Source organism: Pseudomonas sp. McL0111 (assembly GCF_052567255.1).
In genome coordinates, this window is the sequence record NZ_CP199585.1 from 2,635,386 (window position 1) to 2,650,128 (window position 14,743).

Consider the following 14,743-nt stretch of genomic DNA (forward strand, 5'->3'; position numbering starts at 1 on the left):
GCAATTCAATTGTGGATTCAGGTGCTAGGAACCTCTTGCTACCTAAATACCTGGGAAATGTTTTTCGCCATCAGTGGTGGGACCGCGTTGCCAACTTGTCGCGCCCTCGACTGAAGGGAGCCGAAAAACCTATAGCTATAAGGAAATGTTTGGAGAGCTGCGGCCTCTCTAATACTTATTCCACGCATTTGATCTGGGTGCCCAAATCTTCCATTTGAGTAACTAATGCATTTGGTCGTAAGTCCGGCCGCTGGTTTATTCCAAGATAGCCTTCCATAAACATCACTATGGCCACTGTAATTTTTATGGCAGTTTAGGAGTAGTTCAGAGGGCCAGCCTTCTCTTCCTCCCCCTTCGATAGTGCATGAAATTCTGCGAAGGTTGAGTTCAGATAACTTCATTGAACAATGATCTGGATCTACAGAGTCCGTTTCCCCAGCACTAAGTCTGGGTAACCCGGATATCCAGTCTCGCACGGTAGAATAGGGGTTGAGCCCAGGACCGTGCGTTGGCTCTGGAAGTTTAATTTCTTTATGTTTTGATGCAACTAGCACTAGTCGCGAACGTGTTTGTGGTACACCAAACCACAACGCTTGAACAATCTTTGCATCATAGAAATAACCGAGCCTGCTCAAAAGTGAGGTGAAGTTTATGAAGGTTTCACTGTTTAAACAATTTTTCTGCATTCCTGGTACGTTTTCTACAAAAACGTAATCAGGAAGCCAAGCCTCAACAAAGCGACCGAATTCAAGAAGAAGGTTTCTTCTCGGATCCTCCTTGGATTGATGTCGATTTTGCTTTGAGAATGGCTGGCAGGGGGCGCAACCACTGAAAAGGATTGGCCCTTTGGTATCGCGAAGGATTTTTTCTAGCGCGCTTACTGGTAGGTTTCGAATGTCACCCTCAATGAAATCGGCTTCCGGGAAATTATGGCGGTAAGTTTTGGCTGAGTCAGAGTCGATATCAAGGCCAAGCTTGATATTCATTCCTGAGTCTCTGAAGCCGCAACTAGTGCCGCCACATCCTGAGAAGAAGTCAAAAACATTAATAGGCATGGGGTTACTCAATATGCATCTTTAGCGTTTCAATCACGATCAGAAGATCTGGGTTGTTATTATTCACTGTTGCCAGTCTCCGTATCTGAGTTTCAAGGATTTCGTTGCTTCTGACATTTTCGGTGTCCATAAGACCTTTTTCTAACTTGGTTAGTTTTGCATAGCGGTCTTTAGGCGGAAGATTATTGCATGAATTTGATGCGCTGTCATGCTGCATATTTTCCCAAACAAAAACCTCAGGATTTTTTGCTGGGAGATAATATGTTCTCTCTAATACGTAAGAAAGAAAATCCCTTTCGAGTAAGTGTTTCTTGGACTCGAAATTTTTGTCATTACCCCCGTTGAGCGCAAATTCAAATTCTCTCATTTCAGTAAGCTTATATAGCTCGTCTTCTATTTTTTTATGGTCTGTTTGTGGAATGTCCTTTGGGTGAATGATTTTCTTTTTCGGATGCTGGTCTCCGTCTAAATAAAATATTGAATTTGTATCGCCTGTCTGGAATTGAGCTGTCATGCACTTTCCGAATATAGACTTTGCTCCTCCGGGGTAAACAAGTATGTCGAATTGATTTAGTGCTGCAGGGCCGATGGTGCGCAGACACTTTTTGATAATTTCTGCGGCTAATAAGTCCTCGACAAAAATACGTTTTTTATTTTTTGTATTTAATCCTAAGTGGAAAAAAGCTTCTCTCGGTTTAATATTTTGCTCTGCTACTATTTTTCCAGTAGATGGATCATGTTGTAGCAAGATTATTGCGTTCGAAGGAAGTTCGTCCACGATGAATTTTGAATGTGTTCCTATGAATGCTTGATGTTTGTGTTCTAAGCATTGGCCGAATAAGAACTCCATCAATTTAAGTTGCGCTCCAGGATGAAGCGATACCTCTGGCTCGTCTAATACAATAAGGCTGCCGGGTTCACATTCGCATATTTTGTGCACCAGCATAACAACCGCGAATTCGCCGCTGCCAGCAAAAGCTTCGCTGTAGGACAAGTCTGAGGTTTGTAATATTGCAGTATATGAGCAGCTTTCAAATAAATTGTGTTTGATTAATCTTATTTTGAGATACTTTCGCCCAATTATTTCTGAGATGGCATCGAGTTGCTCTTGAGGCAGTTCTTCGTTGGAGATAATCATTTCTTGGCGCTTCTTAAATGGGCGCAAGGATTGAAGGTTTTCTTCGATTACTCTTTTTAGAAGTTTTGATCTTGAGCGTAAATGCTCTTTTGAGGACTTGCTTCTAAGTGACTCTGTCATTGATCCATGGTAAAAAAGTTTATCAAAGGCACTTATCTCACTTCTGAAATCTAATAGTACCAGTTCCTTGTTTATTCCTGCCCATCTGGTTTGCGTTCTTCCTGGAACTTTTTGGCCGGCTTTTAATGTCGGCATTTTTTCCATGTCATCACTAATTAAAGGGCGCGACGGCTCCCAGTAGTCAGGATTTAACGGTTTTCGAATTCGGACCTGTATTACCTCTACAATCTTTTTTGAGTTTTTATCTATATATCCGAATATGTAGCGAGGTCGCCCTCCAGATTCATCTATAGGATCCACCTCGGTGGAGAACCAATGATCTCCGATGTTCTCGGAATGAGGGCAGCATGCGATAGCTCTCAGGACGGAGCTTTTATTTGAGCCGTTTGCTCCTACAATCGCAGTAATAGGGCTGCTGAAGTCTAGTTTCAAATAAGGCGTTAAATTTTTAAAGTGCGGAAACCGAATATGTCGAATGGATGGTTCAAATTGTCCTGCTAAAAAAGCCTTATTAAGTTTCTCAGTTAGATGCATGCTTGAGTCCGTTTGCATGTTTATTTATTAAAATTAGATTTTGATAGTGTTGCAAATAATTAATGCTAGCCGTCTTGGTTGTGATGGCATATCGCCAAGAGTGGCAGAAATTCAGAGGTCCGCCAATAGGTCGTGTGCGCTAATACTAATGGTCAGGAGCGATAAACGCCCTGAGCAGGGCGTTTAGAGTGTTTAAATGACCGCTTAAAGCGGCAATCCAGCCTTCACCCGATACTGATTACGCACCGGCGTCGCATATTGCAGCACCAGATACGGACGGTGCTCTTGCGGGCAGGCGTCCAGTCGGCTTTGCCATTCCTGCTGCGCCTTGGCCAACTCATCCGCCGGGAACACTTCAGCGGCTTTCGGCACCTGCAATTGCGGGTCGGCATCGGTCCACTGCGCATACGCCAGGTAATGCACCGGGAACAGGCGATAGCCGCCGAGAATCTGCTTGTCCATCTCGACCGCCAATTGCTTGGTGTCTTCGAACAGCTGAGTAATCGGCGCCGCAAAGTTCACATGCACGCGGCCTTTATAGCCGGTGATGCCCTTGGCGATGCTCACGTCATCCTCGCCCGGCGCCTTGGCGTAGGTGCCGGTGGTGGCGCGGATATACAGTTCGCGGGCCTTGGCCTGATCGCACGGGTCGTATTCGTAACTGATCGACACCGGGGTCACGTTCAGCGACTGAATGACTTCGCCGAACGGCTCGTCCTTGCGGCTCATGTGGAACATCTTGAGGATCGCCGACTCGGTACGGTCGTCGCCGTCCTTGGCCCGGCCTTCGGCCTGAGCGATCCAGATCGACGCGCAGTCATTGCGGATCGAGTGGTTGATGTAGGCCGAGAGCAACTGATACGCCGCCATCTTCTCGCGACGCCCGGTGATCGAGCGATGCACGATGAAACTCTTGTTCAGGCGCATCAGGTCGCTGACAAACGGCTTTTGCAGCAGGTTGTCGCCAATCGCGATGCGCGGGGTCGGCAGGCCGGCGTGATACACGGCGTAGTTGACGAAGGCCGGGTCCATCACGATATCGCGGTGGTTGGCGATGAACAGATAAGCGCTGCCGGACTTGAATTGCTCGACACCGGTATAGGTCACGCCGTCGGTGGCGCGCTCGATGGTGTGGTCGACGTAAGACTCGACCTTGTCCTGCAAAGTCGCCACCGATGTCACGTCGGCGAACTCACGACGCAGCCGATGGGCTATAAGTGGTTTGAGCATCCAGCCGAAAGCACCGGCGAAACGCGGGAAGCGGAAGTGGGTGAGGATATCTAGAAACGCCTTGTCGCCGAGCAGTCTTGCCAGTACCACAGGTACTTCGCTGTCGTCGTAAGGTCGGATGGCATCGAATTCGCCCATCATGCTCTCTTGTTAGAAACGGCTAGGGTAAGTAAAGGTTTTGATCGAAAACCAACGGGGCACGGTCTGAAAAGTCAGCCAGACAAAAATAGCCCTGCAAATAGACCGGCGATTATACGCACAAGTCACTTGGGAGACCGCGATGCTGGAGAACGCACAGTATGAATGTCCGTATTGTGGTGAAGAGGTCGAAACCACGGTTGATCTCTCCGGCGGAGATCAGACCTATATCGAGGACTGTCAGGTGTGTTGCCGGCCGATCACATTTGTATTGCAGGTTCATGGGGATGAATGGTTTCTCGACGTCCGTAGTGAAAACGAGTGAGGGGTGCGCATGCAGCGAATCTACGAACCGGAAAACCTGATGGAAGGCGAGTTGCTGCAAGGCATGCTCGCCAGTGAAGGTATCGAGGCGCACCTGGTGGGCCGCGATTTGCTCGGGGGCACGGGCGAACTGCCGATCTTCGGCCTGCTGGGGTTGTCCGTCGATAATGATCAGGCTGCTTACGCCCGCGAGTTGATCACCGCGTACAATGCCGCGCTGCCGCTGCCCGGCGATGAACCGGAGAGCTTCCCCGGTACGCTGGTCTGTTAGGCTGACGTTCGTTTTATCCAGAGTCGTGTTGCCCCATGTGTGGACGTTATGCCCTGTTTCGCTGGAACCGTGACTTCGCGGCCCTGCCAGGTTTTCCCGCCGATCAACTGGCGCAGTGGAACATTTCCCCCAATGATTCGGTGTTGATGCTGCGGGCCGAGCCTGACGGTCAGCGCACGCTGGCCCGCGCCCGTTGGGGGCTGACGCCGCCGTGGCTGACGGATCTGTCGAAAACCCCCGCGCATGCCCGGGCCGAAACCGTCGCCGAACAGCCGATGTTTCGCGAAGCGCTGCGCCTGCGCCGCTGCCTGCTGCCGGCCAACGGTTTCTACGAATGGCGCGGCACCCAGCGCAAGCGCCCGTACTGGCTGACGCCGGGGGAGGGCGCTTCACTGTTTTTTGCGGCGATCTGGGAGGCGTACCCGGTGCAGGAACAGGTGTGGCTGAGCACAGCGGTCATCACTCAACCGGCGTCCAGTCAGCGTCGACCGTTGATTCTGGATGAGGCGGGGCAAGCCGCATGGCTCGATCCCGAGACGCCGCTGCATGTCTTGCAGGGTTTGCTCGCCAGCGAACCTGCGGCGCTACGCGAGCGGGTGCTGGCGAACATGGTCAATGATCCCAAGCTCAACGGGCCGGAGTGTCTGACCCCGGGTTGATGGGTTGTCGGAGTTGGCCCCTTCGCGAGCAGGCTCGCTCCCACAGTTGAAATGCATTCCAAAGTGGGAGCGAGCCTGCTCGCGATAAGGTCCGCAGGACCTTCCCGTTATTTCAGACCTTGAACTGGTTGATCAGCCGCCGCTGCTGCTCAGCCAGTTTGGTCAGATCGGCACTCGCCGAACTCGACTCATCCGCCCCGCCAGCCACTTCATTCGCCACTTGCCCGATGTTGATCACGTTGCGGTTGATGTCATCCGCCACCGCACTCTGTTCCTCGGCGGCACTGGCAATCTGCGTGTTCATGTCGTTGATCACCGACACCGCCTGAGTAATCGTTTCCAGCGCCTCGGCCGCTTTCGCCGCGTGCTGCACGCTTTCGTCGGTGCGGTTCTGGCTGTCTTCCATGACCCGCACCACATCGCGGGTGCCCTGCTGCAGTTGCTGGATCATGGTCTGGATTTCTTCGGTGGCTTTCTGGGTTTTCTGCGCCAGATTGCGTACTTCGTCCGCGACCACCGCAAAACCGCGGCCCTGCTCACCGGCGCGGGCCGCTTCGATGGCCGCGTTGAGCGCCAGCAGATTGGTCTGTTCGGCGATCCCGCGAATCGCGGTGAGGATCGCGTTGATGTTCTCGCTGTCCTTGGCCAGCGTTTGCACCACGTCCACAGCCTTGCCGATTTCCACCGCGAGCACGCCAATCGAATTCGACGTATCGCGCACGATTTGCATGCCTTGGCTGGCTGCCTGATCCGCATGATTGGCCGCTTGTGCAGCCTGAGTCGCGTTGCGCGCCACGTCTTGAGCGGTGGCGGTCATTTCCTGCACCGCTGTGGCCACCTGATCGATCTCGGCCATTTGTTTCTGAATGCCGATGTTGGTGCGAATGGCGATGTCTGCGGTGTGTTCCGAAGAATCGCTGACGCTCTGCACCGACGTCACCACTTGCGTGATCATCGCCTGCAACTTGGCGAGGAAGGTGTTGAAGCCTTTGGCGATCGAGCCCAGTTCATCGCTGCGATCACTGCTCAGGCGGCGGGTCAAATCACCTTCACCCTGAGCGATATCGTCGAGCATCGCGACCATTTGCTTGAGTGGCCGGGCGATGCCGTGGCCAACCAGCCAGATCACCAGCAAGCCGAGACCGGCGATGATCAAACCGACCATGGCCATGCCGAAGGTGTCGGATTTGCGCTGAGCGTCTAGGTCCGCCTGAAGTTTTTGCAGATCGGCCATTACCGCGTTGAGTGGCAATTGCAGCATCAATGTCCATTGCGCATCGGTCTGGCCAATGCCGAATGGCAGGTACAGCTCGATGCGGCCCTTTTCCTTGTTGACGGAGTAGGTGACTTCGCCGCGCTTGAGATTGGCCATGTTGGCAATCTGTTGGGCGTCGAGGATATCGCTGACCTTCTCGCCGAATTTGCTCGGGTCCTTGGTGTAGGCAACGATTCGCCCGTTGCCGCCAATCAGGGCCATTTCCCCGGCACCGCTATAGAGCTTCTGGTTGGCGCCGAGCAACATTTCCTGGATGAAGTTCACCGACAGGTCGGCGCCGACGATGCCCTGGAAGGCGCCGTTGAGCATGATCGGTTCAATAAAGGAGGCGAGCATGACGATCTTGTCGCCGACCTTGTACGGGGCCGGATCGATCACGCAGGATTTTTTGCTCTCTTTCGAACACAGGTAATACTCGCTGGCGCGCACGCCGGTCGAGAGGACTTTCTGATCGTCGACGTCCACCAGTTTGTCGAGACCCAGCGTGCCGTCGTCATTGCGGAACCACCATGGCAGGAAGCGCCCGTTGGCCGCGTCGATGCCGGCGACGCTGGTGCCAATGTAGGCCGCGTCGTTGTGGTCCAGCGCGTTTTTTTCCCAGCCGATGTAGGTGCCGAGAATCTTCGGATTCTTTTCGACGTTCTCTTTGATCAGGCTGATCAGTTGTTCACGGCTGACGGTCAGGCGTGGCTGACCGTCAGCGCCCGGCGTGCCGAGCAGGGCGTTGACCCGCACCAGTCCGCCGGCAATCAACAGCGGTGCTTCAAGTTCGCGCTGGATCTGACTGACCTGGGTTTGCGCCAGTGACGTCAGGCGTTGCTCGATGACTTGCTCGAACTGCGCCTGGGTGCGCTGCTGCACCATGTCTTGAGTGCGGGCGCCGGAAAACAGCGCATACAGCACCAGCGCGGCAACCACGCTGAGCACGATGGCGCCGGCCAGGGCGGCCACGGAAAACTGGATCGACTTGAACTTCATGGGAGCTCCGCACGCAAGAGGACGTCTGCGCTGTTGTATCGGCAGCGGGCATTGCGCCATGAGTGGTGCGCGGGGCAATTGCGCGGGGATGTCGTAAACGGATCGCTGCATGACGCAGTGACGCAGGGCTTGTGCGGGTGTGTGAATTTTTTCCTACAGATGTGGCGGGTGTTTTCTGAAAGTAGCTACTGCACGTCTGTTGTATCTGGCGCCGATACAATTACCCGCCTAGGATACGCGGCATGTTTTCAGGGAGCTTTTGAATGAACAAGACATTGGTTGTAAGTGCACTGAGCGCGGCGCTGTTGCTGGCCGGTTGTCAGTCGGTCAACACCACCAGCGGCGGCGCCGTGGGTGTGGAGCGCAAGCAGTACATGTTCAGCATGCTGTCCTCGCAAGAGGTCGACCAGATGTATGCCCAGTCCTATCAGAAGACTGTCGGCGAAGCTTCCACCAAAGGTGTGCTGGACAAGACCAGCAGTGACGCCAAACGGGTTCAGGCAATTGCTGACCGTTTGATCGCCCAGGCACCGAACTTCCGTCCGGATGCGGCGCAGTGGAAATGGGAGGTCAATCTGATCAAGAGCGACGAACTCAACGCCAACTGCGGTCCTGGCGGCAAGATCATTTTCTACACCGGATTGATCGACAGCCTGAAACTCACCGACGATGAAATCGCCGCCGTCATGGGCCATGAAATCGCCCACGCCCTGCGCGAGCACGGTCGTGAAGCGATGTCCAAGGCCTATGGCATTGAAATGGCCAAGCAGGGCGCGGGTGCGTTGCTCGGTCTGGGGCAGGACAGTCTGGCGCTGGCCGACACCGTGGCCAACTACGGCATGACCTTGCCCAACAGTCGTGCCAACGAAAACGAAGCCGACCTGATCGGCCTTGAACTCGCAGCCCGCGCCGGTTACAACCCGAACGCGGCGATCACCTTGTGGAACAAGATGAGCAAGGCATCGGAAGGCTCACCGCCAGAGTTCATGAGCACTCACCCGGCGTCGGCCAGCCGAATTGCCTCGTTGCAGGCGGCGATTCCGAAGGTCATGCCGCTGTACGAACAAGCCCCTAAATCCTAGGATTCATGAGGGCCCTTTGTGGCGAGGGAGCTTGCTCCCGCTCGGCTGCGCAGCAGTCGTAAACCCAGTCAGTGCGGTCTGACTATTGAACCGCATTGGTCGAATTTGGGGCTGCTTCGCAACCCAGCGGGAGCAAGCTCCCCCGCCACAGATTCTGATCGGATCAGTAAACGGGGTTAAACCCAGCCACTGCTCTGCATCGCCTTGTACACCGCAACCACTGCCAGAATCATGAACGCCGAAGCCGCGAGGCGACGGATCAGGGTCAGTGGCAGTTTGTCTGCGGCAAAGTTACCCGCCAGAACCACTGGTACGTTGGCAATCAACATGCCTGCGGTGGTGCCGATAATCACCAGCCACAGATCCGGGTATTGCGCAGCGAGCATCACTGTCGCGACCTGAGTCTTGTCGCCCATTTCGGCAAGGAAGAATGCAATCAGCGTGGTCAGGAACGGCCCGAACTTGCGCGCGCTACTGGTTTCATCGTCGTCCATTTTGTCCGGGACCAAGGTCCACAGCGCGGTGGCGGTGAAGCTTGCGGCAAGAATCCAGTGCAGCGTCGCATTCGAGAAGAAGCTGCCGAACCAGGCGCCTACCGCACCGGCTGCTGCGTGGTTGGCCAGGGTGGCGGCGACGATGCCGGCGATGATCGGCCACGGTTTGCGGAAGCGGGCGGCGAGAATCAGCGCGAGCAGTTGCGTCTTGTCGCCGATTTCGGCCAAGGCAACGATTGCGGTGGGAACGAGTAACGAGTCCAGCATCAGGATTTCCTAAGGGGCGGGTCGACACGGCTATGACACGTACAGCCTTCCCGCCCCGGGTAAGGTGTTCGTGTCATAGGTCTTGTCAAACCCTGCGATCCGTCTGTTGCGGACGCTTGGGTCGCATACGCCATGATCTGAGGATCAAGTATGTTGACGTATGCCGGACGAGCATGGCGCTCGTGGGAGACTACTCCCCTAGGACGGAGCGGATTCTGCCTAGGCAGAATCCATTCGGCAAGTGCTAATTTTCAGCCGCGCTTGGCCCGGTAAATCCGGAAACCATTGCCTTCAGCCTTGATCGCACACACGCCAAGATGCTCTTCGATCAGCGGTTGGTACTTCAGGAAGCTGTTCGCAACCAAGCGCAGTTCGCCGCCGTTTTTCAGATGTTTTGCCGCTTTTCGCAGCAAGTTCTCGGTAGCGAAATAATCGGTGTGTACGCCGACATGGAACGGCGGGTTGCTCAGGATCGCGCTCAAACCCATCGGCGCGGCATCAATTCCGTCACCGGTCAGCACCTCGGCTTCCAGACCGTTGGCAGCCAATGTCAGACGACTGCTGGCGGCAGCGAAGGCATCGACGTCGAGCAACGTCACCTGGTTGTGCGGATAACGACGTTTGACCGCCGCGCCCAACACGCCGGCACCGCAACCGAAATCCAGCAGATGACCGCTTGGCAGTTTGTCCAGATGCTCCAGCAGCAGGGCGCTGCCGCGATCCAGTCGACCATGGCTGAACACGCCCGGCAGGCTGATGACTTTCAACGGGCCTTCGGCCAATGGCAGCTCGTAAGTTTGCGCCAGGCTTTCCAGCGATTTGGCTTCTGGAGCATTGGCCACGGTGACTTGCCACAGTTGGCAGTGACGCGCGCTGTCGAGCTTGCGCGGCTTGCCGAACGGGTTTAGTTGCTTGGATGCACCCTCGATGCCGCTGCGTTTTTCGCCGACCAGAAACACTTCGCGTCCGGCCAGACGTGCGGCCACGGCGTTGAGGATGTAGTCGGTCAGGTCCTTGGACTTGGGCAGAAACACCACCGCGCTGTCGAACTCGCGCTCCGGGACGTTCACGCCGAAATGGCTGCGGCCCTCGAAACGGGCGTCGAGCGCGGTTTGATCGCCGGCATGCCAGCACCAGCCGAATGAATTGGGCAGGCGTCCCAGCAGATCGTCGGCGGGCAAACCGGCCAACAACAACGAACCCTGGAATAACTCGGGCTGACGAAGCAGTACTTCACTGCGCGGGTCCATGACTGCTCCTTGAAAAAAAGTGCCGCAGTTTATCAACTGACGACCCGCAGCGCCTTAGCGCTGAAGAACGCCTGAGCGTTTTCGCTCAGTTGACCGACGATGCGTTGCCGCGCCTCGCGGCTGCCCCAGGCGTTGTGCGGCGTGACGATCAGACGCGGAATGTCCGCCGCCAACAGCGGATTGCCCTGGGTTGGTGGCTCGACGCTCAATACATCGGTCGCGGCGCCGCCGAGATGACCATTGCGCAGGGCATCGGCCAGAGCCTGTTCGTCGATCAAACCGCCACGGGCAGTGTTGACCACAAATGCCCCGGGCTTCATCGCTGCCAGTTCGCGAGCACCGATGAAGTGGCGGGTGTGTTCGTTGAGCGGGCAGTGCAGGGTCAGGGCGTCGATCTGTGGCAGCAATTCATCCAGCGGCAGACGATCAGCGCGGGCCGGACGTCCGGGAATCTGCCCCAGCAGCACGCGCATGCCGAAGGCTTCGGCCAGTTGCGCGACTGCGCCGCCGAGTTCGCCGTGACCGAGCAGGCCGAGGGTTTTGCCTTGCAGTTCGACAATCGGGTAGTCGAGGAGGCAGAACTGTTTCGCTTGCTGCCAGCGACCTTCGCCGACGGCTTTCTGATAATCGGCCAGGCGTGTAGCGAGGTTCAGCAGCAGCATGATGGTGTGCTGCGCCACCGACGGCGTGCCGTAACCCTGGCAATTGCACACGGTGATGCCGTGAGCGCGGGCGGCAGCGAGATCGACGTTATTGGTGCCGGTGGCGGCGATCAGAATCAGTTTCAGATCCGGGTTGGCGGCCATCGCTGCGGCATCGATCAGGATCTTGTTGCTGATCGCCACCGTTGCACCTTGCAGACGTTCGGCGACTTGCTCGGGCTGTGTCTGGGAAAACAGTTGCAGCTCACTGAAGCAGGCGCGCAAAGGACTGAGGTCGAGGTCGCCCAGATCCAGCGAAGGGTGATCGAGGAATACGGCGCGGCGCGGGTTCGTCATCAACTGTACCTTTTGTGCTTTGAACGGAAGGCGTAATCTGCCGAGCCTACCAGATGAAACAATTGGTTACGCAGAGCACTAAAGTCTCATGCGATGTCCCTGCTGATCACAACCCTGTGGTGAGGGGATTTATCCCCGTTGGGTCGCGAAGCGGCCCTGAAGCTGCCCCAAAGGAGCCCCCATGTACTGGACCGAGTTCTTGACCGTTGCACTGATCCACTTGTTGGCCGTCGCCAGTCCCGGGCCGGACTTTGCCGTGGTGGTGCGCGAAAGCGTGACCCACGGTCGCCGCGCCGGCACCTGGACTGCGCTGGGTGTGGGCACAGCGATCTTTCTGCATGTCGGTTATTCGCTGCTCGGTATCGGCCTGATCGTGTCGCAGTCGATCGTGCTGTTCAACGCCTTGAAATGGGCGGCTGCCGCTTACTTGCTGTACATCGGTTTCAAAGCCCTGCGTGCGCAACCGGCGAAAACCGTCACCGATGATCTGCACAAGGAAGTCGGTGAGCGCACCGCTCGCGGCGCCTTCACTTCAGGCTTCGTGACCAATGGTCTGAACCCGAAAGCCACGCTGTTTTTCCTCTCGCTGTTCACCGTGGTAATCAATCCGCACACGCCGCTGAGCGTGCAGGCCGGTTACGGGATTTACCTGGCCGTGGCGACCGCGCTGTGGTTCTGCCTGGTAGCGATGCTGTTCAGTCAGCAACGCGTACGCGCCGGTTTCGCCCGCATGGGCCACTGGTTCGACCGCACCATGGGCGCCGTACTGATCGCCATCGGCGTGAAACTCGCGTTCACCGAGATGCATTGATTGAGCTGAGCTGGTTCAGGGCGTTGAGATATTCCCGGGGATTCTCCCCAAGCAAACGGCGAAACATCGCGCTGAACGCCCGCGCGCTGCCGTAACCCAGATCCCGCGCCACGCTCTGCACGCTGTCCCCGGCGAGCAGGCGGGGCAGGGCTTCCATCAGGCGCAGTTGCTGGCGCCAGGCATTGAAATTCATCTGCAATTGTTGCTGGAATAGCCGCGCCAAAGTGCGAGAACTGGCGCCGACTTCCTGCGCCCAGTCCTCAAGCGTGTTCGGGTGATCCGGCGTTCTCAGCAGCGCCAGACAGATGCTTTGCAGGCGTCGGTCGCTGGGCAGCGGAATGTGCAGCGGCAGGTTTTCCAGACGTGCCAACTCTTCGAGCATCAAGCGCTGGATCAACGGATTGTCGGCATGCGGCGGGCCTTGCACGGCGCGCAGAATCAGTTCGCGCAGCAACGGCGTGACCGCCAGCACGCAGCACTGTTGCAGATTGGCCGGCGACAGTTCAGGGGCGATGAACAGCGAGCGCATCAGCACATCGCCGGACATGAAAATCTCGTGCTCGACTTCAGGTGGAATCCACACCGCCCGCGATGGCGGAATCACCCACGCACCTTGCGCCGTGACCACGCGCATGACGCCGCTTGCCGCGTAAAGCAATTGTGCTTCGCGGTGCAGGTGCATTGGCTGATGAGCGCCGTCGAGATAATCCCGAGGGTAGGCGCTGACAGGCCCGTGTTCAAAGTGGCTGATTAACATGTCTGGTTCGATGACTTGTTTGGCAGGAATGCGCTTTTTCGCCAACTTAGCATAAGCCCTTCAAAACAACCGATAACAACCACTTGAAGCGTGCCGCGATGAATCAATCCAGAAACGTCATTCGCTACATCAACGCAGCGCATGTGATCGATCACATGTTCATGCTGATTTTCCCCGCCGCGATCCTCGGCATGACCCAGGCATTCGCCCTCGATTATGCAGCCCTGATCGGCCTGTCGCTGGGCGGTTTCATTGCGTTTGGCGCCTGCTCGCTACCGGCCGGCTGGCTGGGCGATCACTGGAGCCGGCGGCAGATGATGCTGGTGTTTTTCTTCGGCATCGGTGCGGCGGCGATCTTCACCGGGTTGAGCAACAGTCCGACGATGCTGGTGATCGGCCTGACCCTGATCGGGATTTTTGCCGCGATCTACCACCCGGTGGGCACGGCGATGTTGGTGGCGTACGCCGAAAACCGTGGCCGCGAAATCGGTATCAACGGTATGTGGGGCAACCTTGGTGTGGCGTTTTCGGCGCTGATCACCGGATTGCTGGTGGCGCAGTTTGGCTGGCGTTCGGCATTTATCCTGCCGGGTGTGGTGGCGATTGTGCTGGGTATCGGCTTTGCCTTGCAGGTGCGTGAAGAGCCGATCCCGAAACGCCCGCACACCGCGCTCAAGGGCGCTGCCGGACAGCGCATTTCGATGGTCATGGTGTTCGGCGTGCTGGCACTGGCCACCGCGACGGGGGGTGTGGTGTTCAACGCGACGACGATGACTTATCCGAAACTGTTTCAGGAGCGTTTGCATGAACTGTTCGCTTCGCCGCAGACGCTGGGTGTGGTGGTCAGTCTGGCCTATGCGTTTGGTGCTGTTGCGCAGTTGAGCATCGGACGCGTGTTGCACCGGGTCAGTCTGAAATGGCCGTTCATTGTGTTGACCCTGTGTCAGGCGCCGCTGTTGTTCGCGCTCGCCTATGCCGACGGCTGGGTGGTGATCGCCCTGGGTGCGGCGTTCATGTTCGTGGTGTTCGGTCAGGTGACGGTGAATGATTCAATGGTCGCCAATTTCGTCGCGCCGCACTGGCAATCGCGGGTCTTCGCCCTGCGTTACTGCTTGTCGTTTGGTGCCAGTGCGACGGCGATTCCGCTGATTTCTTATGTCGAACCGCGCCATGGGTTTGTCGGGCTTTACCTGGTCCTCGCCGGATTCGGCGTGTTGACCTTCCTCGCTGCGCTGGTTTTCCCACGCACACCTTCCGAAGCAGCCGTCGGACAAATGGCCTGATCGGTGACGAATCCTTGCAAATGCTGGCGCAAAGCTAGCATTTGTACGGCTCTGCAAATCATTCCTTTGGCTGATTTG

At 56.4% G+C, this 14,743-nt stretch carries 14 protein-coding genes, 1 pseudogene and 1 riboswitch; of the genes and pseudogenes, 6 read left to right on the forward strand and 9 right to left on the reverse strand.

What is annotated here, in order from left to right; all coding sequences use genetic code 11:
- Positions 1-38 precede the first annotated feature (38 nt).
- The 3 genes from ACTWLJ_RS12075 to ACTWLJ_RS12085 all read right to left on the reverse strand — a co-directional run bounded on the left by ACTWLJ_RS12075 (position 39) and on the right by ACTWLJ_RS12085 (position 4,215).
- Positions 39-1,055, reverse strand: coding sequence for a DNA cytosine methyltransferase (locus tag ACTWLJ_RS12075; RefSeq protein ID WP_445180967.1), 1,017 nt, complete (start codon positions 1,053-1,055; stop codon positions 39-41).
- Between the two features lie 4 nt (positions 1,056-1,059).
- Positions 1,060-2,847: an ATP-dependent nuclease gene (locus ACTWLJ_RS12080; protein WP_445180968.1), complete on the reverse strand. Its 1,788-nt coding sequence runs from the start codon at positions 2,845-2,847 to the stop codon at positions 1,060-1,062.
- A gap of 204 nt (positions 2,848-3,051) precedes the next feature.
- Positions 3,052-4,215, reverse strand: coding sequence for a 1-acyl-sn-glycerol-3-phosphate acyltransferase (locus tag ACTWLJ_RS12085; RefSeq protein ID WP_401218948.1), 1,164 nt, complete (start codon positions 4,213-4,215; stop codon positions 3,052-3,054).
- Positions 4,216-4,357: 142 nt separating this feature from the next.
- On the opposite strand from ACTWLJ_RS12085, the gene ACTWLJ_RS12090 reads away from it, so the two are divergent.
- From ACTWLJ_RS12090 to ACTWLJ_RS12100, 3 genes are read left to right on the forward strand one after another with little or no spacing between them, the layout of a single operon-like run.
- The gene (locus tag ACTWLJ_RS12090; RefSeq protein ID WP_445180969.1) at positions 4,358-4,540 is read left to right on the forward strand and encodes a CPXCG motif-containing cysteine-rich protein; all 183 of its coding nucleotides are present in this window, start codon (positions 4,358-4,360) and stop codon (positions 4,538-4,540) included.
- 9 nt (positions 4,541-4,549) lie between these two features.
- Positions 4,550-4,810 (forward strand): putative signal transducing protein, encoded by a 261-nt coding sequence (locus ACTWLJ_RS12095; RefSeq protein ID WP_445180970.1) that lies wholly within the window; start codon positions 4,550-4,552, stop codon positions 4,808-4,810.
- A gap of 35 nt (positions 4,811-4,845) precedes the next feature.
- Entirely contained in the window at positions 4,846-5,469 is a 624-nt protein-coding gene (locus ACTWLJ_RS12100) for an SOS response-associated peptidase (RefSeq protein ID WP_445180971.1), read from the forward strand.
- Positions 5,470-5,581: 112 nt separating this feature from the next.
- On the opposite strand, the gene ACTWLJ_RS12105 is transcribed toward ACTWLJ_RS12100, so the two are convergent.
- Positions 5,582-6,424, reverse strand: a complete 843-nt coding sequence (locus tag ACTWLJ_RS12105; RefSeq protein ID WP_401218968.1) for a methyl-accepting chemotaxis protein — start codon at positions 6,422-6,424, stop codon at positions 5,582-5,584.
- Positions 6,425-6,436: 12 nt separating this feature from the next.
- A pseudogene (locus tag ACTWLJ_RS12110) lies at positions 6,437-7,834 on the reverse strand (HAMP domain-containing protein); the annotation flags it as partial.
- A 152-nt stretch (positions 7,835-7,986) separates the two neighbouring features.
- On the opposite strand from ACTWLJ_RS12110, the gene ACTWLJ_RS12115 reads away from it, so the two are divergent.
- Positions 7,987-8,805, forward strand: a complete 819-nt coding sequence (locus ACTWLJ_RS12115; protein ID WP_401218959.1) for a M48 family metallopeptidase — start codon at positions 7,987-7,989, stop codon at positions 8,803-8,805.
- Between the two features lie 176 nt (positions 8,806-8,981).
- On the opposite strand, the gene ACTWLJ_RS12120 is transcribed toward ACTWLJ_RS12115, so the two are convergent.
- The 3 genes from ACTWLJ_RS12120 to ACTWLJ_RS12130 all read right to left on the reverse strand — a co-directional run bounded on the left by ACTWLJ_RS12120 (position 8,982) and on the right by ACTWLJ_RS12130 (position 11,814).
- The gene (locus tag ACTWLJ_RS12120) at positions 8,982-9,566 is read right to left on the reverse strand and encodes a TMEM165/GDT1 family protein (RefSeq protein ID WP_445180972.1); all 585 of its coding nucleotides are present in this window, start codon (positions 9,564-9,566) and stop codon (positions 8,982-8,984) included.
- Positions 9,567-9,653: 87 nt separating this feature from the next.
- Positions 9,654-9,778: riboswitch (yybP-ykoY riboswitch) on the reverse strand.
- Positions 9,779-9,817: 39 nt separating this feature from the next.
- Positions 9,818-10,816 (reverse strand): methyltransferase, encoded by a 999-nt coding sequence (locus tag ACTWLJ_RS12125; RefSeq protein WP_445180973.1) that lies wholly within the window; start codon positions 10,814-10,816, stop codon positions 9,818-9,820.
- Between the two features lie 32 nt (positions 10,817-10,848).
- On the reverse strand, positions 10,849-11,814 hold the full coding sequence (locus ACTWLJ_RS12130; protein WP_445180974.1) for a 2-hydroxyacid dehydrogenase: 966 nt from the start codon (positions 11,812-11,814) through the stop codon (positions 10,849-10,851).
- Positions 11,815-11,995: 181 nt separating this feature from the next.
- Here ACTWLJ_RS12130 and ACTWLJ_RS12135 point away from each other — a divergent pair, with 181 nt between their 5' ends.
- Positions 11,996-12,625, forward strand: a complete 630-nt coding sequence (locus ACTWLJ_RS12135) for a LysE family translocator (protein WP_401220031.1) — start codon at positions 11,996-11,998, stop codon at positions 12,623-12,625.
- Here ACTWLJ_RS12135 and ACTWLJ_RS12140 read toward each other — a convergent pair.
- Positions 12,609-13,382: an AraC family transcriptional regulator gene (locus ACTWLJ_RS12140; protein ID WP_445180975.1), complete on the reverse strand. Its 774-nt coding sequence runs from the start codon at positions 13,380-13,382 to the stop codon at positions 12,609-12,611. The genes ACTWLJ_RS12135 and ACTWLJ_RS12140 overlap by 17 nt on opposite strands.
- Before the next feature lie 98 nt (positions 13,383-13,480).
- Between ACTWLJ_RS12140 and ACTWLJ_RS12145 the strand changes: the two genes are divergently transcribed.
- Entirely contained in the window at positions 13,481-14,665 is a 1,185-nt protein-coding gene (locus ACTWLJ_RS12145) for an MFS transporter (RefSeq protein ID WP_445180976.1), read from the forward strand.
- Positions 14,666-14,743: the final 78 nt, after the last annotated feature.

Coding starts and splice junctions, on each gene's coding strand:
- ACTWLJ_RS12120 (WP_445180972.1), bottom strand. CDS start 9,566: ATGCTGGACTCGTTACTCGTTCCCACCGCAATCGTTGCCTTGGCCGAA.
- ACTWLJ_RS12130 (WP_445180974.1), bottom strand. CDS start 11,814: ATGACGAACCCGCGCCGCGCCGTATTCCTCGATCACCCTTCGCTGGAT.
- ACTWLJ_RS12125 (WP_445180973.1), bottom strand. CDS start 10,816: ATGGACCCGCGCAGTGAAGTACTGCTTCGTCAGCCCGAGTTATTCCAG.
- ACTWLJ_RS12135 (WP_401220031.1), top strand. CDS start 11,996: ATGTACTGGACCGAGTTCTTGACCGTTGCACTGATCCACTTGTTGGCC.
- ACTWLJ_RS12075 (WP_445180967.1), bottom strand. CDS start 1,055: ATGCCTATTAATGTTTTTGACTTCTTCTCAGGATGTGGCGGCACTAGT.
- ACTWLJ_RS12080 (WP_445180968.1), bottom strand. CDS start 2,847: ATGCATCTAACTGAGAAACTTAATAAGGCTTTTTTAGCAGGACAATTT.
- ACTWLJ_RS12100 (WP_445180971.1), top strand. CDS start 4,846: ATGTGTGGACGTTATGCCCTGTTTCGCTGGAACCGTGACTTCGCGGCC.
- ACTWLJ_RS12090 (WP_445180969.1), top strand. CDS start 4,358: ATGCTGGAGAACGCACAGTATGAATGTCCGTATTGTGGTGAAGAGGTC.
- ACTWLJ_RS12140 (WP_445180975.1), bottom strand. CDS start 13,382: ATGTTAATCAGCCACTTTGAACACGGGCCTGTCAGCGCCTACCCTCGG.
- ACTWLJ_RS12085 (WP_401218948.1), bottom strand. CDS start 4,215: ATGGGCGAATTCGATGCCATCCGACCTTACGACGACAGCGAAGTACCT.
- ACTWLJ_RS12145 (WP_445180976.1), top strand. CDS start 13,481: ATGAATCAATCCAGAAACGTCATTCGCTACATCAACGCAGCGCATGTG.
- ACTWLJ_RS12115 (WP_401218959.1), top strand. CDS start 7,987: ATGAACAAGACATTGGTTGTAAGTGCACTGAGCGCGGCGCTGTTGCTG.
- ACTWLJ_RS12095 (WP_445180970.1), top strand. CDS start 4,550: ATGCAGCGAATCTACGAACCGGAAAACCTGATGGAAGGCGAGTTGCTG.
- ACTWLJ_RS12105 (WP_401218968.1), bottom strand. CDS start 6,424: ATGATCACGCAAGTGGTGACGTCGGTGCAGAGCGTCAGCGATTCTTCG.